We start from the raw sequence: 19,510 nt of genomic DNA, 5'->3' as shown, positions 1-19,510 counted from the left end.
CGCGTGTTTCGATCACTGTAAACCTGAGGGGAATGATGTGGATGTGTTGATGTTGGTATGCCTGCTGGCGCTGGGCGCGGTTGCCGGTTTTGCAGCGGGATTGTTGGGGATTGGCGGCGGCATGCTGCTGGTGCCGTTTCTCACGATGTTGTTTACCTGGCATGGCATGCCACTTGAACTGGTGGTGCACTCCGCGATCGCCACCTCAATGACCTCGATTCTGTTCACGTCGCTCTCTAGCGTGCGGGCTCACCAGCGCAAGGGCACCATCCAGTGGAAGATCGTCCTGGCGATGGCCCCGGGCATCATTTTGGGCGGCCTGCTGTCCGGCGGTGCCGCGTTTGCGTTCATCAGCACTGCCTGGCTGTCGACGTTCTTCGCGCTGTTCGTGGGGTATTCGGGCTTTAGCATGCTGCGCAACACCAAGCCCAAGCCTAGCCGTCAGATGCCGGGAATTGTGGGTACCAGTGCCGTTGGCGTGGTGATCGGTTTTCTGTCGGGGCTGGTGGGCGCGGGTGGCGGCTTTCTGTCGGTGCCGTTCATGGTGTGGTGTAACGTCGCCCTGCACGCGGCGGTCTCCACCTCGGCCGCTTTGGGTTTCCCGATCGCATTGGCCAACACCATCGGCTATATCGCTTCGGGCTTGACCATGGATATCGACTACCCGCATATGCTGGGCTATATCTACTGGCCCGCGCTGCTGGCCTTGGTCGCCACAAGCGTATTGATGGCACCGGTGGGCGCCAAAATGGCCTATCGCTTGCCGGTCAGCACGCTCAAGCGCGTGTTCTCCGGACTGTTGTTCGCGCTGGCGGCCTACATGCTGTTCAAGGCGGTCCAGGCGTTTGGTCTCTGATCGGGCGCTCCTAGCCGCCGGAGCCCGGCGTGTTTGATCTCTGATCGGATGCGCCAGGCTGTATGAGCCGGGAGTGAAAGCCCATAAAAAAACTGCAAGCCGGCGATGTCTCGCTGCTTGCAGTTTTTTTATGCCCGGCCGGTGGATCGGGGGGATAAAACCTGGGGCCTTCGATTTATACAGCGGGTGGTGCGCTGTCGATGAACGACTGACGGGCCGACACTTTTTCGTAATGGCGCGTCAGATTGGGGTGCGAATCACGCCAGTTCAGGTGCGGGAAGCGCAGGTCCAGATAGCCCAACGCACAGCCCACGGCGATATCGGCGAGCCCGTAGTTGATTCCCATGCAATAGGGTTGTTCGCCCAGGCTTTCTTCCATGGCGTGCAGCGCCGCATCGATCTTGCCGTATTGACGATCGATCCAGTCCTGGCTGCGCTGGGCCTCGGGGCGCATGTTTTCGCGCACGATCAATACGCACGCGTCCAGCAAACCGTCGGCGATGGCTTCCCAGCACTTGACCGCCGCACGCTCGCGGCCCGAGGGCGGGATCAAGCGCGCCACCGGGGAAAGCGTGTCCAGGTATTCCACGATCACGCGGGAATCAAACAGCGTGCCGCCATCTTCCATGGCCAGGCACGGGACCTTACCCAACGGATTGAACGTCTGGATCTGCGAGTCGGGTGACCATACATTTTCGATTTCAAGCTGGTAGTCCAGCTTTTTCTCGGCCATGACGACCCGTACTTTGCGAACGTAAGGGCTAGTGAGAGAACCGATCAGTTTCATGGGAGCCACAGGCGAAGTCGGAAAGCGGCCGAAGTATAGCAGGCACAGACCTAACTCTACTGCAAAGCGGGCTTACCGGCATCCTTTTCGGGCGGACCTGTGCGCCCTCAATGATAAAATCGCGGGTTGCACCACTTTTACTTTTTTTCACAACGCCATGCATATCGCCGACCAGATCAGTCATCTTAACGCTCTTTCGCCGCTGGACGGCCGCTATGCATCGCGCGGCGACGCGCTGCGCGGCCTGTTGTCCGAAGCCGGCTTCATGGCGCACCGCGTCGAGGTGGAAGTCGCCTGGCTGGTCGCCTTGTCCGACGCCGGCCTGCCCGAACTGCCTAGCTTTTCGCAAGGCGCCCGTGACCGTCTTGCCCAGTTGGTGAGCGATTTCTCCGAGGCTGACGCCGCGCGTATCAAAGATATCGAGCGCACGACGAACCATGACGTCAAGGCGGTCGAGTACTGGCTGAAAGAAAAGGTCGCCGGTGACGAAGAACTCGCCCGCGCCGCGGAATTCATCCACTTTGCCTGCACGTCCGAGGACATCAACAATACCTCGCACGCCTTGATGCTCAAGCGCGCCCGCGCCGATGTCATCGTGCCGCGCCTGCGCGAGATCGCCGACAAGCTCAACGAGATGGCGCAGCAACAGGCCGACCAGCCGCTGCTGTCGCGCACCCACGGCCAGCCGGCCAGCCCCACCACGCTGGGCAAGGAATTCGCCAACGTGGCCGCCCGTCTGCAACGCGCCATCGCCGCCATCGAGGCTGTCGAGCCCCTGGCCAAGCTCAATGGCGCGACCGGCAACTACAACGCCCACCTGTCCGCTTACCCGGAAATCGACTGGCCGGCCTTTAGCGCCCGCGTGTTGAACGGCCTGGGCCTGACCCAGAACCGTCACACCATCCAGATCGAGCCGCACGACTGGATGGCGGCGCTGTTCGATGCCGTGGCTCGCGCCAACGTCATCATCCTGGATCTGGACCGTGACATCTGGGGCTATGTGTCGCTGGGTTATTTCAAACAGCGCCTGAAAGAAGGCGAGGTCGGTTCGTCGACCATGCCGCACAAGGTCAACCCGATCGACTTCGAAAACTCCGAAGGCAACCTGGGCCTGGCCAACGCCGTGCTGCGTCACCTCTCGGAGAAGTTGCCCGTTTCGCGCTGGCAGCGTGACCTGACCGATTCGACGGTGTTGCGTAACCTGGGCGTGGGCTTCGGCTATAGCCTGGTGGCTTGGGATTCCTGCCTGCGTGGTCTGGGCAAACTGGAAGTCAACGCCGCTGCCATCGACGCCGATATCGACGCCTGCTGGGAAGTCCTGGCCGAGCCCGTGCAAACGGTCATGCGCCGTTATGGCCTGCCGCAACCGTACGAGCAGCTCAAGGCGCTCACGCGTGGCAAGGGCATTACTGAATCGGCGTTGCGCGAATTCATCAGCGGTCTGGAATTGCCTGATGACGCCCGTGCGCGCCTGTTGGAGATGACGCCGCGTTCCTACATTGGCCTGGCCGCGAAACTCGCGCGCGAAGTCTAGTCGCGCGGTATAGTCACTGCTGCCGTCAGGGCATGAATGATCTGGGCCGGCGTATGTCGGCCCTCTTTTTTCCGGAGGTTTCCATGAAGTCGTTTTCTGCGCTGGCCCTTGCGGCTTGTACGTTTGCCTTGTCCTCGTGGACGGCTCCGGCTGCGGCCCAGTTCGCCAAGCCGGCCGATGCGGTGAAGTATCGGCAAGCGGCGCTGACGCTGATTGCATCGCATTTTGGCCGCATGCAGCCGGTGGTCAAGGGGCAGGCACCCTATGACGCCGAGGCGATCAAAAACAACGTGAAGCTTCTGAGCACGCTATCCGAGCTGCCGTGGGCCGCCTTCGGGCCCGGCACGGAAGGCGGAGACGCGCGGCCCGAGGTCTGGTCCGACGCATCCGGCTTTGCGCAAAAACGCGATGCCTTCAAGGAAAACATCGCCAAGCTCCAGACAGCCGCCGACTCCGGCGATCTGGATAAAGTGCGCGCCGCGTTTGGTAACGTCGGCGCGAGCTGTAAGTCCTGCCACGACAGCTACCGGGCGAAGAAATAACAGATGAAAAAACCCCGTGAGAACGTCACGGGGTTTTTCATCATTATTGATTTGGGGCGCGGGTTAAGAAAAGCTAAAGTCCGCCACCAATTCCAATGACTGGATCCACAGCACGAGTGCCGTGGCGAGGGCCGCAACCACGAGTGCGCGCAACCACAGCATGAGCCCGTCTTGTGAGGGCGGCGTGCCAGGCGGCAGGTCGGTGGCTTGGGCATCCCCGGTGATCATTGGACGCACCAGGCGTTTGCGCCTCACGCAGACGTACCAGAGTATGGCGCAGAGGTGCAGCGCCACCAGACCCACGATGATCCATTCATTACGATGGTGCCAAGACGCGAACCACGATGCCAGTGCTTCGGGAGCGCGTCCATGGAGCGGGCCTTGGGTCAGGATGTCGTCGCTCACAAAAAGACCGCTGACGGCCTGAAACGCAATGATGGCCAGCATGGCGATCACCGAGAGGGCGCCCAGCGGAGTATGTCCCGCGACAGGGGCTTGGCCACGCAGATAACGGCCGAGCGCGGCAGGGCCGCGCACAAAGCTGGAAAAACGCGCGTAACGCGGCCCAACGAAGCCCCAGATCAAACGGAAGGTCACCAGTCCGAGCGTGGCAAGACCAAACCGTACATGCCAGTCCATGTATAAGCCGCCGAGCTTTACGCTCACGTACGCGCCGATGACGCAGACGGCTAATGCCCAATGGAATAGACGTGTGGGAAGGTCCCAGATCCGGACGCTTGAGCGAGGTGACGGCATGACGTGGACATACTCAATTAAGAGGAGGCCACTTTATCACGCCACTGGAGCGCAAAAAATCGGTCATCCGACCGACTCGACGCCGTGCAACCAGGGCGGTAGAACACCAAGCGGGCGAGCCGCCCGCCATAGCGACACTAGGATATTAGGCAGCAGCCTGGCGTACCGACTCGATGCGATGAACATGTTCGTGACGGAAGCGGATGCGCATGCCCGGCTGATCGGGGCGGCCGCAACGAACGACGTCTGTCGTATACGTGACCGTGCCGTTGATGGGCGCGTTGTAAATCACCGTGGCGCGGATATCCGGGCCATTGGCCGGGCGCAATACGACGGTGTCGCCGATATGGATGGGCGTTTGGTCGATTTGGCTCTTGGCGCGGCGGGGCAGCAGATCCGACGGGGTGATGGGGCGAATGGTTTGAGTCATGATGATCCTATTTTGAATTGTCATTATGGAAATGCGATGACAGGCCTCAACGGACTTCAAAAAGAGCCAGGCAAGGACAGCCATCCGGCTATAGCAATCATCGTGCCCAGGATGAGCAACAGACAAGATGCTACGGCAGTCCCCGGGTGAAAGCGGGGAAGAATTTCAAGCTGAAGGGGTGAAACGCGCCCAGCGCGTTATGTGCGAAACACACACGTGGTATTCGCGTAGGGCTACCCGGGTTACATATGGGTTTTAGTAGTAGGTCGGCATTATTGCCTGACCAACCCAGGGCGCCTGAACAGCAGTTTTTAAATTTTATCGAAAAGCGATAGATCGCGCAAGCATTTTCTGCCCTGACCCATCGGGCCAGGGTAAAATTTACTGCTTTAACGCGCTTTGATGCTGAGCGAGACGTTGCGCCTCGATGATCTGATCTTCCAACTCGGGGGACATCTGCAACGCCACCTGCGGGCCGCGGCCACCTTGGGCCGGTTCCAGCTTCAACAAGATGCGTTGTCCGCGGAAGGCGGCGGGAGCGGCTTCGATGTCGATGTATTTTTGAACCAGGGCATCGACCGCGTCTTGCGCGACCGTCATGCTGGCATTGTCCAGCGCGCGGCCGGACAGTGCCTCGTTGACCACGCGCGCAAGGTCAGAGACGAAAAATAGAAACGCGGACGAGCCTTTGCAATCGGGATGCGTGTAGCCCCATGGCGGCGTTTCGCGGGAGTCGGTTGGTTGAGGTGTGGTGGATGAATTCATTCACATATTGTAGGGTAGGGCACCTGGCTCGCGCGTCCGGGGTCGATGCATCCATTTGCCCCGCGCGAATCAGCCATTTTGTTAAAGATTAAAGAACAAACATCATGCGGATTGCCTATAGATTGCTCGTGCTGGCGTTTTCCAGTCTGATTCTCGTCGCTTGTACGAACAAGGAGCCCGAGGAGCGCGCCGCGTTTATCGCCTGGCTGCAGACGCAAGTGGTGGACGCGCCCGGTGCGCGCGTGCCGGAGCTCGATGAAAACCAGCGCGAAGCATTGGGCCAGTACGCTGAACAGTACGCAGTGCTCAACGATTTCCAAGCGCTGGCGCAGACACAGGTACTGCATCTGGCCAATACCTTCGATCATGAGCGATTGGGGTCGGTCGCGCAGATCCAGGCGCGCCACGAAATCTTGCGCGCCGATCGCCGTGCCCTGACCAACGGCTTGCAGTCCCTGCGCCTCGCTGTTGAACGCGCGCGGGCGTCGCAAGCAGAATGGGATCAACCCGCGGATCTGCGGGCGGTTTACGACGCAGCCTTCAATAAAACGGTCACCTTTTCGATGGCGGAGCTCGAAGCCATGACCCTGGTGGCATTGGCCGCGCTCAACGACACTTTATCGGTCGCGGATTATCTGCAAGCGCACGCTGATCAGTTGATCACCGACGGAGATACCGCCGCAGTGCGCGACCCGTCGGTACAGCGCGATCTTAATCAGCTTCTGGAGAAACTCAACGGGCATACCGACGCGATCGAGGCGGCGACGGCGCGGCTGCAGGAACTGCAATCTTATTGACCAAGACGATGGCCAGGCGTTTGTACAATGGAGCACCCGCGGCCGGTGCCGCGCCTGGAAACACGCGTCATGAACGGTTCTAGCCAGCACTACCGACCTTTTCTTATTCTTTTGGTGGCCGTCTCGGTCGCTTTTGCCTGGATCCTGTGGCCACTCTACGGCGCCGTATTCTGGGGCGCTATTCTGGCCATTCTATTTGCGCCCATTCACCGGCGCATTGCCGCCAAACTGGGCAGCCGGCGTAACGTCGCGGCATCGATCTCATTGCTGGTGGTGCTCATCGTTGTCATCGTGCCGGTGATCTTCATCGCGGGCTCGCTGGTGCAAGAGGGCGCCAATCTGTACGAGCGCGTGAAGTCCGGCAACCTGAATTTCGGCTCTTACGTGCAGCAAATCCTCGATGCCATGCCTGCCAGCGTGCAAAGTATGCTGGCACGCTTTGGCGTGAGCGATTTATCCAGCCTGCAAGACCGGCTTACCGAAGGAGCCATGCAGGCAAGCCAATTTCTCGCCACACAGGCGGTGAACATCGGACAGAACACGGCCGAGTTCATCGTGAGTTTTGGCGTGATGCTGTATTTGCTTTTCTTCTTGTTGCGCGATGGCTCGATTGTCGCCGCGCGAGTCAGAGAAGCGATTCCCTTGAACGACGGGCACAAGATGCTTTTGTTGCGCAAGTTCACCACGGTGATCCGGGCCACGGTTAAAGGCAATATTGCCGTGGCGGCCGCTCAGGGTGCACTAGGCGGTGTGATCTTTTATGTGCTGGGCATCCAGGGTCCCGTGTTGTGGGGCGTGGTGATGGCGTTTTTGTCCTTGCTGCCCGCGATCGGCGCGGGGTTGGTCTGGGGACCGGTCGCCGTGTATTTCTTGGTCAGCGGCGCGACATGGCAGGGCATTGCGTTGGCGCTTTATGGCGTGCTGGTGATCGGCATGGTCGACAACGTGTTGCGACCCGTGCTGGTGGGCAAGGATACCAAGCTGCCCGATTACGTGGTGTTGATTTCTACGTTGGGCGGCATGGGCCTGTTCGGATTGAACGGATTTGTGATCGGGCCTTTGGTGGCGGCCTTGTTTTTCTCGTGCTGGGATCTGTATACGTCGGATTTCGCCACGGTACCCAGCAAGCGCAAGCGCGGTCGGCGCTTGTCTCCCAACCCATCGCGTGGCCCGCGCGAAGCAAATCCTGGCGGGCTGCAGGAGAGCGCCGCACCGGTTAATGTGTATGAGCCGGAACGCGGCGCGGCGACAACAGGCCATAGCATGGCGGCGCAAGTGGCCGAAAGCGTGTCCTCGCGAGCGCGGGGTCGTGGGCAGCGGGGCGCTGGCCGGTAAATGGGCCACACGGCGGGGGAACAGCCGCCTTTCCCTCGCAAACGGACTCATGTGTTGAATTATGACGAATGTAACGCGAGGGTAATCGTTCTCAAACATTGCAAAACCGCACCGCCTCTCCAGTAATCCTGATCTACCCTGAAAGCGTAGGACATCGTTAGGGAGATCGGCTATGGACACTCATTCAGCGTTTGCTTGCCCGGTGAGCTATACGATACGCCCACGGGTTCATGAAATGGATGCGGGGCAATACCGAGGATGTGTGGAAGTGATCGGGCGCGATGGCGAGCGCACGTTCAGCTTCACCCGTTTTTCACCGCTGATGTGCTCGACGCGTGAGCGTGCGGAATTCGAGGCGATGCGTTTGGCCCAACAAGTTCGCGAGTCCGAATGCTCGGATGGAAGGAGTTGGGTGTTGCCGGGCCAGCTGAGTCAGCGTGGAGAGGTGGCGGAGCTGGCCGGCGTGCCAAGCAGCTTGCTCAGCCCGCCGGCGACGCCTACCAGGCGCGGCAAGCGCCACCTGCGGGTGGCGGCCTAGGGCTGGCGCGTGATGGAACCCGGGATTAATCCAGCTTCAAATTAGCGGCTTGGATCACGGGTTTCCATTTGCCCAGATCGTTCTTGATCGTTGCGGCAAATTCTTGTGGGGTGGTGGGCATGGCGGTTGCGCCTTGCGCCGCCAACGCATTCTGAATATCGGGAAGCGCCAGGATTTTATTCAACTCGGCGTTTACCTTTTCGATCACGGGCTGTGGGGTCTTGGCCGGTGCGAGCAGGCCATACCAGACACGCACATCGAAATCCGGGTAGCCTAATTCGGCCACGGTAGGCACGTCGGGCATAGCGGGACTGCGCTTGGGCGACGTGACGGCAAGCGGGATCACGCTTTGCGATTTGATCTGTGGGGCCGATGACGGGATAGAGGTGAAAATCACCGGCACCTGACCGCCCAGCAAGTCCGTCATCGCCGGCCCTGAACCTTTATAAGGCACATGCACTAACTTGATTCCGGCTTTTTGCTGCAGGAGTTCAGCGGCCAAGTGCGTGATCGTGCCGGCGCCCGGCGATCCATAATTAATCGTGCCCGGGGCCTTTTTGGCCGCCTGGATCAGATCATCCAGCGTTTTATACGGGCTGTTCTTTCCGGCGACGACGATGAGGGGCGCTTCGCCCACGATACCGATTGGCTGGAAATCATTGATCGGGTCGTAGCTCAACTTGCTGTAGAGCGACGGCGCGACGGCGAGGTTGTCGGTTTGACCCATGACCAGTTCGTAGCCATCGGGTCGCCCGCGCGCGGCAGCGGAAATGCCCACCGTGCCACCCGCGCCCGCGCGGTTTTCCGCCACCACATTCCATTTGGCCGATTCCGAGAGCTTCGCCGCCACCGTGCGCGACAGAAAATCAGTGCCGCCGCCCGGCGTGAATGGCACGATGATACGGATGGGCTGCTCGGGATAGTTGTTTTGGGCGAAGGCGGGTAGCGCCAAGGCCATGCAGCAGCTTGCGAGGAAGGTGCGACGTAACATGATGTCTGTCTCCTAGATGTTTTTCGCGCTGATCATGCGGTGTCAGCGTTGTTTCATGATGGCGTAATACTACGCCCGGCTTAAATCTTTTTGGCTTGGCGCAGCGACTCGATCTCTTGGGTAGATAACCCTAATGATGTCAATACCGCGTCAGTATCGGCACCTAATGCGGGCGTCGGGCGACTGATGCGGCACGGGGCCTGATCGAATTTGACGGGAAATCCGAGCATACGCACCTCGTCGCCGTTCTCGTGAGGCACCGAGATCATCATTTCCTGATCGACAACCTGCGGGTCGTCAAAGACCTCCTGCATGTTTTTCACCTGTCCGCAGGGTACGCCAAAGGCATTGAGCCGGTCTATCCAATACTGGCTGGTGTTTTCCCGGGTGCGCGATTCGACGACGGTCTTGATGGCTTCGCGGTTGCGCATCCGATCCGCATTGGTGCGAAACGCGGGGTCCTCCCGGAGGTGCCGCAGATCGAGGGCGTCCAGCAGCTTGTAATACATCGTGTCGTTCGACGGCGCGATGGCGACCTGCCCGTCAGCCGTCGCGAACAGGCCGTACGGAGCGACGATGCCATGATCGTTGCCCGTGCGCGCTGGAATCTTGCCATCGGCAAAGTAATTGGAGGCGTGAAAGCTCAATAGGGCGACCATGCTGCTGAGCAAGCTGACGCTGATGGCCTCGCCCCTACCCGTGCGCTCGCGCCGCAACAACGCTGCCAGAATACCAATCGCGCCATTCATGCCCGCCACCAAATCGCTGATGGGCGGGCCTGCGCGTAATGGCGGGTCGTCCTCTACGCCATTGAGGCTCATGAATCCGCTCATGGCCTGGGCAATGAAGTCGAACGATGGCCGGTCGCGATAGGGACCGGAGGTGCCGAACCCATTGATGCTGCAGTGAATGATGTCGGGTTTTAAAGCCTTTAGTTCGGCCTCGCCAAAGCCCATCTTGTCCATGATGCCCGGCCGGTAATTTTCGACGATCACATCACAGCTTGGGATCAGGGCACGCAGAATATCTTTGCCTTCCTGGCTATACAGATCTAGCGTGACAGATTGCTTGTTGCGGTTGTAGTTGGCGAAGTACCAGCTCAAGCCATTGCGGATGACACCCTGATGACGCACGGGATCGCCCTCGCCGGGCGGTTCGATCTTAATGACTTCGGCGCCCATGTCAGCGAGGATCGAGCTGCAGTAGGGCCCCGAAATAATGCGCGTGAGGTCGAGTACCCGGATTCCAGTCAGCGGCATATGCGTATTTCTTTTCCGTAAAGCGTAAAGATTGAATCTAGCGCGCGTCTTGCTTCTAACCCACGGCCGATACCACCGCCTCGACATCGTAGAGCCGTAGCCGTGGCCCGGCCTTCATGAGCTGACCGGGCAGCTTGCGGCCGATGACACGTTCGAGCCGCTGCGCCACGTCGATCAGCGCGCGCAGATCGATCCCGCTATCAATGCCCATCTCGTCTAACAGATAGACGAGATCTTCGGTGCAGATATTGCCGGTCGCTCCCGGCGCGAAGGGACAGCCGCCCAGTCCGCCTAGGGATGATTCATACGAGGTAATGCCTGCTCGTAGTCCTTCGACCACATTCACCAGTCCGATGCCTCGCGTATTGTGAAAGTGCAGCGAGATGTTCATGTCCGGCGCTTCGGCCCGCAGCGCTTCGACGGTGCGGCGAACCAATGCGGGGGTGGCCATGCCGGTGGTGTCACCAAGCGTCACGCCATCGAAACCCAAACGATGAAACTGGCGGAAAATCGTCTTCAGCGTGGCGAGATCCACGTCGCCCTCAAATGGGCAGCCGAAAGCGACGGCGATTGCGCCTTTACGTTTCATCGGCTGATCGCCTAATAATTCGGCGATTTCTTCGATATCTTGCAGCGACTTTTCGATGGGGCGGTTCAGGTTCTTTTGGTTGTGAGTCTGCGAAGCCGACACAAACACTACCACCTCGTCCGCTTGCGACTGCAGCGCGCGCTCGACGCCTTTGCGGTTAGGCGCGAGCGCCGCCAGCACGACGCCGGGTCGTTTGTGGACGCCCGCGAGCACCTCCTGGGCATCGCGCAGCTGTGGCACGGCGCGGGGCGATACGAACGAGGTCGCCTCAAAATGCCGGACGCCGGCATCGATGAGCGCGTTGAGCATTTCGACCTTGGTTTCAGTAGGCACGAACTCGGGCTCGCTCTGCAGCCCGTCGCGTAGCCCCACTTCCACGATGTCAACCTTGTCGGGGAGGGTCACGATGTCTGTCTCCGAGTGGTCAGGCGGATTGGCTGGGCCTGATGTCTGGTTTTAGCCGCATATGTTCGGAGAAGCAGCGCGAAGAGGCAATTCGTGAATCGTCAACCGGCCATCGCGAAACGCGATGGCTCGCGGGGCGCCTGGGCCGTGAGCGCGCCATGTCGCCGCGGCTGCCATAGCACTTAGGAGCTAGCGGGTATGATTAGCGCTTTTTTAAAGACGGTCATGCCGTCGACTCTGCCATGGCCCTGCGCGCGACGATTTACAAAGCCGACCTGAATATCGCGGATACGGATCGGCACTATTACGACAGCCACGCGCTGACGATCGCGCGTCATCCCTCGGAGACCGACGAACGAATGATGGTGCGATTGCTCGCCTTCGGCCTGCACGCGCAAGATGGCCTGGCGTTCACCAAGGGACTGAGCGAAACGGATGAACCCGACGTCTGGCTAAAAGACCTGACGGGCGCTATTGATCTTTGGATCGAAGTCGGCCAGCCGGACGAGCGTCGTATCCTCAAGGCTTGCGGCCGCGCGCAGCAGGTGGTGGTGTACTGCTATGGCGGCCATGCCAGCTCTGTCTGGTGGGAAGGCGTGCGCAACAAACTCGAACGCGCGCGCAATCTGCGCGTGGTGCATTTGCCATCGGCGCAAACGCGCGAGATGGCCGCGCTGGCGGAACGCACCATGGTCGTCAACATCAACGTGCAAGACGGCGAAGCCTTTGTCTCCAGCGTGAAGGGCGAAGTCACGGTCGTGCCAGAGGTCTGGCGCTAAATCCGCCGCGCCGCTGCGAAGCCGGACATGGCATGAAGATCGCTAGATCATTTCAGCATTGCTGCGTGGCCAGGTCCCAGAATTCGGGTAGAAAACATTCCGCGACCAGTAGCGGTTGTCCATAGCGCCAGAATACCGAACGACGAGCCCATAATGCGCGCAGATCGGCGTCAGTTTGCACCGAACGCGCCGTCGCGTAAAAGGGTACGGGCGAAGCCAGCCTCCGGCACACGAAGGGCGACCGCACAATCGAACGATCGTGATAAAGCATGTCGGCCAATGGACGCGTGAGCAGCCGACGCATGCCTTGCCAAACCCCATGCGACGCGGTGAGCGGCGTGAGGCTGCGCGCCACGACACTGTCCACGCCGTCGACCGACATCAGGATTTCGCGTATCCATACCGGCGTGTTGACCGCCAGGCCCATCGCCCGGGCCTCGTCTAGCGGCGCACCATCGGCGTATTCGCGCAACACGCGCAGATCCATCTTGCCCAGTTGCCGCAAGCCCGCCGTCAAGGCGCCCGGGCGCATTAACCAATACTTGTGTGCCGGTGATAAGGATGGCGGCACGCGGCCGTGCCAGCCCGCTGCGAGAGGAAGAGTCTGTGTCATACCCTTAATTATGCCAAGACTGGGCAGTGGACGAGGGCGATGGAGGTTCGGATGGACGTGTCGCAAGCGCTGCGCCCGGCGGACGTGACAGTGCGCTTGCGCGGTGGGTTCCGGGGCGCCTTGCCGCCTGGGCCTAAAATAGCGGCTAGTCGGCCCGCACAGATACACCGTGAGCCGCCGGCGCAACCAACCAGGCATATGGAAAAAGTCAGAATCTCGAAATTGATGGCCGAACGCGGCCTGTGCTCGCGTCGCGAGGCCGACAGCTACATCGAACGTGGTTGGGTAAAGGTCGATGGCGTCGTGGTATCCGAACTCGGCGCGCGCGCTTTCCCGGATCAGGTCATCACGCTGGATCGTGCGGCCAAGGCTCAGCAAACCTCGCGCGTGACGATTCTGATCAATAAGCCCGTGGGCTATGTATCCGGCCAGGCCGAAAAAGGCTATACCCCGGCGGCGGCGCTTATCGACGCGCGCACGCGAGATGCGCGCGACCGCTCGCCGCTGCGTTTCTCGCGCAGTCATTTGCAAGGGCTGGCCGTGGCCGGCCGGCTGGATATCGATTCGCAAGGCCTCTTGGTGCTGACGCAGGACGGACGTATCGCGCGGCAGCTCATCGGCGAGGACTCCGATGTCGATAAGGAATATCTGGTACGTGTGCAAGGACGCCTTAGCGAGGGCGGTCTGGCGCTGCTCAATCATGGTCTGTCGCTCGATGGCAAGCCCCTGCGTCCCGCAAAAGTCCGGTGGCAGAACGAAGACCAGCTTTGCTTCATTCTCCGCGAAGGAAAAAAACGCCAGATTCGCCGTATGTGCGAACTGGTCGGATTGCGCGTGGTGGGTCTCAAGCGCGTGCGCATCGGCCGCGTGAGGCTGGGCGATTTGCCGCTTGGCCAATGGCGCTATCTGCGCCCAGATGAACAGTTCTGATGACGTGACCGCAGATGCGCGGCGCTGTGCGGCCCGGCGTCCTACAGCGATAAATCGGCCGTCTCCTGATAGACCAAGCGTCCATCGCGCAGTCGTTCGATCAGAAACTCGATGAATATTCGGGTCTTGGCGGGTAGCAGACGCGTATCGGTCACTGCGTGGACGGGGAAAGGCCCGGCGCTCCATTCCGGCAAGACCCGTTGCAGGCGCTGCTCGGCGACGTCCTGCAAAACGCTGCGCGCCGGGCCCAGTATCGCGATTCCCGCGCCCAACGAGGCCAGGCTGCGCACCATCGCCATGCTGTTGACGGAAAAGCGCTTGCCCGGGGTGATCTCGATATACTCATCCCCGCGCGATAGCGGCCAGCGGGTGACGCGACCGTTGTCGGCGCGAAATTCGATACACTCATGGTGTTGCAAGTCGCTGGGGTGCTTAGGCACGCCATGACGCGCCAGGTATTCGGGCGAGGCATACAGATGCGCCGACAGACGCCCCAACATGCGTGCGATTTGCGTGGAATCGGGCAGGGCGCCGATCTCGATGGAAATATCGCAGGTCTGGAATACGCGTCCCGCATGTTCGGGACTGGCGAGGTCCAGGTAAAACGTGACCTCGGGATAATGCTCGGCGAATTCGAGAAACGCTTCTGCCAAAAAGTCGGTGCCGAAATCCGCGGGCATATTGACGCGCAAGGGGCCCGACGGCGTCTGTACGAGATTCTGTAGCTCTTCGTGCGCCACCTGGGCTTCGGCGACGATGCGCTGGCAGCGTTCGAAATACAGCTTGCCGGCTTCAGTCAGCTCGACTTTACGCGTGGTGCGGCTCAGCAGCTGCAGTCCTAGCGAACGCTCCAGCTCTGCCACCTGTCGGGACAAGGTGGATCGTGGGATGCCCAGATTGTCAGCGGCGCGCCCGAAATTGCAGGTTTTTGCCACCTCGACAAAGAGCTCCATCCCTTGCAGGCGTTTCATCGGTGGGTTAGTCGTTGTGAAGAATCGTTGATTATTCCATATATGGGATGATGTTTTGCCGTGTCCCTACTTTGTTTCTGAATTGGCATAAAGCAAAATAGCGCGTTGCGCAGTGCAACATATTGCACTGCGTCCGTCTGGATCACGCACGGATAGTGGCGGGCCCCCTCGCAAGGTGGCCGGTAAAAAAGCTCGGAAAGGATCGTATGAATTGCTCTGGATTGCGGCGCGGCGCCGCTTTGTTGACTCTCGCTGTGACGACGCTGGTACTGTCGGCATGTGGCGAGAAGGCTGCGCCACCGCCTGCGGGCAAGCCGCAAGTCAGTGTCGTGACGCTGCGCACACAGCCAGTGGTGCTGACGACGGAGCTGCCTGGCCGCGCTTCGCCCTACCGCGTGGCCGAGGTTCGCCCGCAGGTCAGCGGTATCATCAAGAAGCGGCTTTTTACCGAGGGCGGCCAGGTGAAGGCCGAACAGGCGCTTTATCAGATCGACCCCGCGTTATATCAAGCCAGCTACAACAGCCAGAAAGCCGCACTGGCGCGCGCGCAGGCGCAGTTGAAGACGGCCACGCTGCTCGTGCAACGCTATAAGCCCTTGACCGAGACGCGCGCAGTCAGCCGGCAGGCCTATGACGATGCCGTGGCGGCCCGCGATCAAGCCGCGGCCGATGTAGCGGCTGCGAAGGCGGCCCTGGAGACCGCACAGATCAACCTGGTCTACACCCAAGTCCTGTCGCCCATCGACGGCATTATCGGGCGTTCGTCTGTGACGGAGGGGGCGCTGGTGACGGCCAATCAAGCCGAGCCGTTGGCTTTTATTCAGCAGATCGATCCCGTTTATGTTGATGTCACACAGTCCAGCGTCGAACTGCTGCGCCTGCGCGATGCGATCGAGAGTGGCTTATTGCAGCGTGATATGAGCAAGGATTCGGCGCGAGTGTCATTGGTGTTGGCCAATGGCCAACCCTACAGCCTGGAAGGAAAACTCGAGTTCTCTGAAGTCACCGTAGATGAAGGCACCGACTCGGTAACGCTGCGCGCGGTGTTCCCGAATCCCGACCACAAGCTGTTGCCGGGCATGTTCGTGCGTGCTCGCATCCTGGAGGGCGTCGCGCCCGAAGGCCTGCTCGTGCCGCAGCGCGGCGTGACGCGTAATCAGCGCGGCCAAGCCACCGCGCTCGTCGTCAATGCCGAGGACAAGGTTGAATTGCGCACGCTCAAGACTGACCGCGCCATCGGCGATCAGTGGTTGGTTACCGAGGGCCTGCAGGCGGGCGATCGCGTCATCGTCGAAGGTCTGCAAAGCGTGAGACCCGGGGTGGAAGTGGTGGCCAAGCCCTTCGAGCCCCAGGGCGCGAATGCCGCGGCGGCCGATGCCGCGCCGTCCGCTGGCGCGACCAAGTAAGGAGCCCGCATGGCCAAGTTTTTTATTGACCGGCCGGTCTTTGCCTGGGTCATCGCCATCGTTCTGATGTTGGCGGGCGTGCTGTCGATCCTGGCGCTTCCGGTGGCGCAGTATCCGAATATCGCGCCGCCCGCGATCAGCATTCAGGTGAACTACCCGGGTGCGTCCGCCCAGACCGTGCAAGACAGCGTGGTTCAGGTGATCGAGCAGCAGATGAACGGCATCGATAACCTGAGCTATATGACGTCGGAAAGTAACTCCGACGGCAGCATGAGCGTGACGCTGACGTTCAAGCAGGGCACTGATCCGGATACGGCTCAGGTGCAGGTGCAGAACAAGTTGGCGGTGGCGCAACCGTTGTTGCCGCGCGAAGTGCAGCAGCAAGGTATCCGCGTCACCAAGGCGACCAAGAACTTTCTGATCTTTGCTGGCTTTATCTCGACCGACGGCAGCATGGCCAAGGAAGACTTGGCCAACTATGTGGCCGCCAACGTGCAGGACCCGATCAGCCGCACGCAAGGCGTGGGCGATTTTCAGCTATTTGGATCGCAGTACGCGATGCGGATCTGGCTGGATCCGGCCAAGCTGTTGAACTTCCAGCTCACCACCAACGATGTGGTGCGCGCGATCGAAGAGCAGAACGTGCAGGTGTCCTCTGGCGCCTTGGGTGGCTTGCCTTCGGTGCGTGGGCAGCAATTGAATGCGACCATCATCGGGCCAACGCGTTTGCAGACGGCCGAAGAGTTCGGCGATATCCTGCTCAAGGTCAACCCGAACGGATCGCAAGTGCGACTGCGCGATGTGGCGACCGTGTCGCTGGGTGCGCAGAACTACGCGATCGACAGCTTCTATAACGGCACACCCGCCACGGGCCTGGGCATCAAGCTCGCGCCCGGCGCGAACGCGCTGGATACCGTCGAGGCCGTGCGCAAGACCATCGAAGGGCTGAAGCCTTACTTCCCGCCGGGGATGGAGGTCGTCTATCCCTATGACACCTCGCCCTTCGTATCCCTGTCGATCGAGAGCGTGATTCATACGCTGATCGAGGCCATCATTCTGGTGTTCCTCGTGATGTATCTGTTCCTGCAGAACTTCCGCGCCACGCTGATTCCCACGCTGGCCGTGCCGGTGGTGCTGCTGGGCACGTTCGCGGTGCTGGCGGCGTTCGGCTACACCATCAACACGCTCACCATGTTCGCCATGGTGCTGGCGATCGGTCTGCTGGTGGATGATGCGATCGTGGTGGTGGAGAACGTCGAGCGCGTAATGGCGGAGGAGGGGTTGTCGCCCAAACAGGCCACCCGCAAGTCCATGGAGCAGATTACCGGTGCGCTGGTAGGTATTGGCCTGGTGCTGTCCGCGGTGTTTGTGCCGATGGCGTTTTTTGGCGGATCGACGGGCGTGATCTATCGACAGTTTTCCATCACTATCGTGGCGGCGATGACGCTGTCGGTGTTGGTGGCGATCGTCTTTACGCCGGCCTTGTGCGCGACCATGCTCAAGCGGATTCCAAAGGGCCATCATGGTGCCAAGACAGGGTTCTTCGGTTGGTTTAACCGGATGTTCGAGAGCTCTAACCGTCGCTACGCCAACTCGGTCGCGCGTGGCTTGGGACGCACGAAACGCCTGATGGTGATTTACGCGCTGCTCGTGCTGGGGATGGGCTTTCTCTTCACGCAGATTCCGACGTCCTTTCTGCCCGACGAAGACCAGGGCATCCTGTTTGTCCAAGTGCAGGCGCCCACGGGGGCGACAGCGGAACGCACCAGTGCGACGGTGCGTGAGGCGACCCGGTATCTGCTCGAGGATGAGAAAGATGTCGTGGCATCGGTGTTTGCGGTGCATGGTTTTAGCTTTGGCGGACGTGGTCAGAACTCGGCCATCATGTTCATCAAGCTGCGCGACTGGGCGGACCGGCCCAACGCCGATCAGAAGGTCGCGGCGCTGGCACAACGCGCGAACGCCTTTTTCGCCACGAACTTGCACGATGCGCGCGTCGCCGCGTTCGCGCCGCCCGCGGTGATGGAGCTGGGCAACGCCTCGGGCTTTGATTTTCAGCTGATGGACCGAGCCGGTCTGGGGCATGAAAAGCTCGCCGAAGCGCGGGACCAGTTCCTGGCCGAGGCCGCCAAGAGTCCTATCCTGGTCGGTACGCGCTTGAACGGCATGGTCGATCAGCCGCAGTACCAGTTGAATATCGACCGGGAAAAGGCCCGTGCGCTGGGCGTGGCGATCGCTGACATCAACAGCACGCTGTCGACGGCTTGGGGCAGTTCCTACGTCAACGACTTTCTCGACCGGGGTCGCGTCAAGCGGGTGTATGTGCAGGGTCAACCCGACTCGCGCATGCTGCCCGAGGATCTGAACAAGTGGTATGTGCGCAATAGCAGTGGCGAGATGGTGCCGTTTTCCGCCTTCTCGTCGGCCGAGTGGATCTATGGTCCGCCGCGTCTGGATCGCTTTAACGGCGTGGCATCGTTCAACATCCAGGGCAGTCCCGCGCCGGGTTATAGCTCTGGCGATGCCATGGCAGAAATGGAACGGATCGCTGCCACCATGCCGACCGGGGTGGGGTATCAGTGGACCGGGTTGTCGTTCGAAGAACGCTTGTCCGGGTCGCAGGCGCCTGCCTTGTATGCGATCTCGCTGCTGGTGGTGTTCTTGTGTCTGGCGGCTTTGTACGAGAGTTGGGCGATTCCGACCTCGGTCATGCTGGCCGTGCCGTTGGGCGTGGTGGGCGTGCTGGCGGCGACGATGGTGCGGGGCTTGTCCAATGACGTGTACTTTCAGGTGGGTCTGCTGACCACCGTCGGCCTGACGGCGAAGAACGCGATTCTGATCGTCGAATTCGCCAAGGCCCACTATGAGGCCGGCGCCAGCCTGATCGAAGCGGCGGTGCATGCGGCGCGCCAACGTTTGCGTCCTATCTTGATGACTTCGTTGGCGTTTATTCTGGGCGTCGTGCCGCTGGCCATTTCTAACGGCGCGGGCTCGGGCAGCCAGCATGCGATTGGTACGGGCGTGATCGGCGGCGTGTTGGCCGGTACGTTCCTGGCGATCTTCTTTGTGCCCGCGTTCTTTGTGGTGATGTTGCGTGCGTTCAAGATCAAGCGTCTGAGCGAGCGACTGGCCGAGGAAGACGATGACGACCAGGATGGCGGCAGTCACACTGGCACCCATCCCGCACCGCTGCCCGGTCATACTGGGGGGCAATCGTGAGAATGACA

Annotated in this window: 19 protein-coding genes; 10 read left to right on the top strand and 9 right to left on the bottom strand. The window is 60.6% G+C overall.

Features of this window, described 5'->3' with window-relative positions; genetic code table 11:
• Positions 1–37: 37 nt before the first annotated feature.
• Positions 38–856: a TSUP family transporter gene (locus GOQ28_RS17070; protein WP_160357300.1), complete on the top strand. Its 819-nt coding sequence runs from the start codon at positions 38–40 to the stop codon at positions 854–856.
• 175 nt (positions 857–1,031) lie between these two features.
• On the opposite strand, the gene GOQ28_RS17065 is transcribed toward GOQ28_RS17070, so the two are convergent.
• Positions 1,032–1,643, bottom strand: coding sequence for a glutathione S-transferase N-terminal domain-containing protein (locus tag GOQ28_RS17065; RefSeq protein ID WP_160357299.1), 612 nt, complete (start codon positions 1,641–1,643; stop codon positions 1,032–1,034).
• A gap of 157 nt (positions 1,644–1,800) precedes the next feature.
• On the opposite strand from GOQ28_RS17065, the gene purB reads away from it, so the two are divergent.
• Both purB and GOQ28_RS17055 read left to right on the top strand, forming a co-directional pair.
• The gene (gene purB, locus GOQ28_RS17060; protein ID WP_160357298.1) at positions 1,801–3,177 is read left to right on the top strand and encodes an adenylosuccinate lyase; all 1,377 of its coding nucleotides are present in this window, start codon (positions 1,801–1,803) and stop codon (positions 3,175–3,177) included.
• An 83-nt stretch (positions 3,178–3,260) separates the two neighbouring features.
• Entirely contained in the window at positions 3,261–3,719 is a 459-nt protein-coding gene (locus GOQ28_RS17055; RefSeq protein WP_160357297.1) for a c-type cytochrome, read from the top strand.
• Positions 3,720–3,782: 63 nt separating this feature from the next.
• Here the strand turns inward: GOQ28_RS17055 and GOQ28_RS17050 are convergent, their stop codons facing one another.
• The 3 genes from GOQ28_RS17050 to GOQ28_RS17040 form a co-directional block, all read right to left on the bottom strand.
• Positions 3,783–4,475, bottom strand: coding sequence for a cytochrome b/b6 domain-containing protein (locus GOQ28_RS17050; protein ID WP_160357296.1), 693 nt, complete (start codon positions 4,473–4,475; stop codon positions 3,783–3,785).
• A gap of 145 nt (positions 4,476–4,620) precedes the next feature.
• On the bottom strand, positions 4,621–4,905 hold the full coding sequence (locus GOQ28_RS17045) for a hypothetical protein (RefSeq protein WP_160349537.1): 285 nt from the start codon (positions 4,903–4,905) through the stop codon (positions 4,621–4,623).
• Between the two features lie 381 nt (positions 4,906–5,286).
• Positions 5,287–5,670, bottom strand: coding sequence for a hypothetical protein (locus GOQ28_RS17040; protein WP_160349536.1), 384 nt, complete (start codon positions 5,668–5,670; stop codon positions 5,287–5,289).
• A 104-nt stretch (positions 5,671–5,774) separates the two neighbouring features.
• On the opposite strand from GOQ28_RS17040, the gene GOQ28_RS17035 reads away from it, so the two are divergent.
• From GOQ28_RS17035 to GOQ28_RS17025, 3 genes are all read left to right on the top strand, one after another.
• Positions 5,775–6,467 (top strand): DUF3053 family protein, encoded by a 693-nt coding sequence (locus tag GOQ28_RS17035; RefSeq protein WP_160357295.1) that lies wholly within the window; start codon positions 5,775–5,777, stop codon positions 6,465–6,467.
• A 69-nt stretch (positions 6,468–6,536) separates the two neighbouring features.
• Positions 6,537–7,802: an AI-2E family transporter gene (locus GOQ28_RS17030; RefSeq protein WP_160349534.1), complete on the top strand. Its 1,266-nt coding sequence runs from the start codon at positions 6,537–6,539 to the stop codon at positions 7,800–7,802.
• A 172-nt stretch (positions 7,803–7,974) separates the two neighbouring features.
• Positions 7,975–8,340, top strand: coding sequence for a hypothetical protein (locus GOQ28_RS17025; RefSeq protein ID WP_160349533.1), 366 nt, complete (start codon positions 7,975–7,977; stop codon positions 8,338–8,340).
• Positions 8,341–8,365: 25 nt separating this feature from the next.
• Here the strand turns inward: GOQ28_RS17025 and GOQ28_RS17020 are convergent, their stop codons facing one another.
• The 3 genes from GOQ28_RS17020 to GOQ28_RS17010 all read right to left on the bottom strand — a co-directional run bounded on the left by GOQ28_RS17020 (position 8,366) and on the right by GOQ28_RS17010 (position 11,584).
• Complete coding sequence (locus GOQ28_RS17020) at positions 8,366–9,331, bottom strand: Bug family tripartite tricarboxylate transporter substrate binding protein (protein ID WP_160349532.1); 966 nt, start codon at positions 9,329–9,331, stop codon at positions 8,366–8,368.
• An 80-nt stretch (positions 9,332–9,411) separates the two neighbouring features.
• A complete protein-coding gene (locus tag GOQ28_RS17015) occupies positions 9,412–10,590 on the bottom strand; it encodes a CaiB/BaiF CoA transferase family protein (RefSeq protein WP_160349531.1) in 1,179 nt (392 codons plus the stop codon).
• 55 nt (positions 10,591–10,645) lie between these two features.
• A complete protein-coding gene (locus GOQ28_RS17010) occupies positions 10,646–11,584 on the bottom strand; it encodes a hydroxymethylglutaryl-CoA lyase (protein ID WP_160349530.1) in 939 nt (312 codons plus the stop codon).
• A gap of 242 nt (positions 11,585–11,826) precedes the next feature.
• Between GOQ28_RS17010 and GOQ28_RS17005 the strand changes: the two genes are divergently transcribed.
• Positions 11,827–12,363, top strand: a complete 537-nt coding sequence (locus GOQ28_RS17005; RefSeq protein WP_160357294.1) for a YaeQ family protein — start codon at positions 11,827–11,829, stop codon at positions 12,361–12,363.
• Between the two features lie 52 nt (positions 12,364–12,415).
• On the opposite strand, the gene GOQ28_RS17000 is transcribed toward GOQ28_RS17005, so the two are convergent.
• Complete coding sequence (locus tag GOQ28_RS17000) at positions 12,416–12,976, bottom strand: chorismate--pyruvate lyase family protein (RefSeq protein ID WP_160349528.1); 561 nt, start codon at positions 12,974–12,976, stop codon at positions 12,416–12,418.
• Between the two features lie 198 nt (positions 12,977–13,174).
• On the opposite strand from GOQ28_RS17000, the gene GOQ28_RS16995 reads away from it, so the two are divergent.
• Positions 13,175–13,906: a pseudouridine synthase gene (locus GOQ28_RS16995; RefSeq protein ID WP_160349527.1), complete on the top strand. Its 732-nt coding sequence runs from the start codon at positions 13,175–13,177 to the stop codon at positions 13,904–13,906.
• A 41-nt stretch (positions 13,907–13,947) separates the two neighbouring features.
• On the opposite strand, the gene GOQ28_RS16990 is transcribed toward GOQ28_RS16995, so the two are convergent.
• On the bottom strand, positions 13,948–14,877 hold the full coding sequence (locus GOQ28_RS16990) for a LysR family transcriptional regulator (RefSeq protein ID WP_236844398.1): 930 nt from the start codon (positions 14,875–14,877) through the stop codon (positions 13,948–13,950).
• A 206-nt stretch (positions 14,878–15,083) separates the two neighbouring features.
• On the opposite strand from GOQ28_RS16990, the gene GOQ28_RS16985 reads away from it, so the two are divergent.
• Both GOQ28_RS16985 and GOQ28_RS16980 read left to right on the top strand, forming a co-directional pair.
• A complete protein-coding gene (locus GOQ28_RS16985) occupies positions 15,084–16,283 on the top strand; it encodes an efflux RND transporter periplasmic adaptor subunit (protein WP_160357293.1) in 1,200 nt (399 codons plus the stop codon).
• Between the two features lie 9 nt (positions 16,284–16,292).
• The gene (locus GOQ28_RS16980; RefSeq protein WP_160357292.1) at positions 16,293–19,502 is read left to right on the top strand and encodes an efflux RND transporter permease subunit; all 3,210 of its coding nucleotides are present in this window, start codon (positions 16,293–16,295) and stop codon (positions 19,500–19,502) included.
• The last annotated feature ends 8 nt before the right edge of the window (positions 19,503–19,510 follow it).

It is taken from the genome of Bordetella sp. 02P26C-1, assembly GCF_009763255.1.
In the GTDB taxonomy this organism is placed as follows: Bacteria; Pseudomonadota; Gammaproteobacteria; order Burkholderiales; family Burkholderiaceae_B; genus Bordetella_A.
This window is presented reverse-complemented; position numbering and strand designations above follow the sequence as displayed.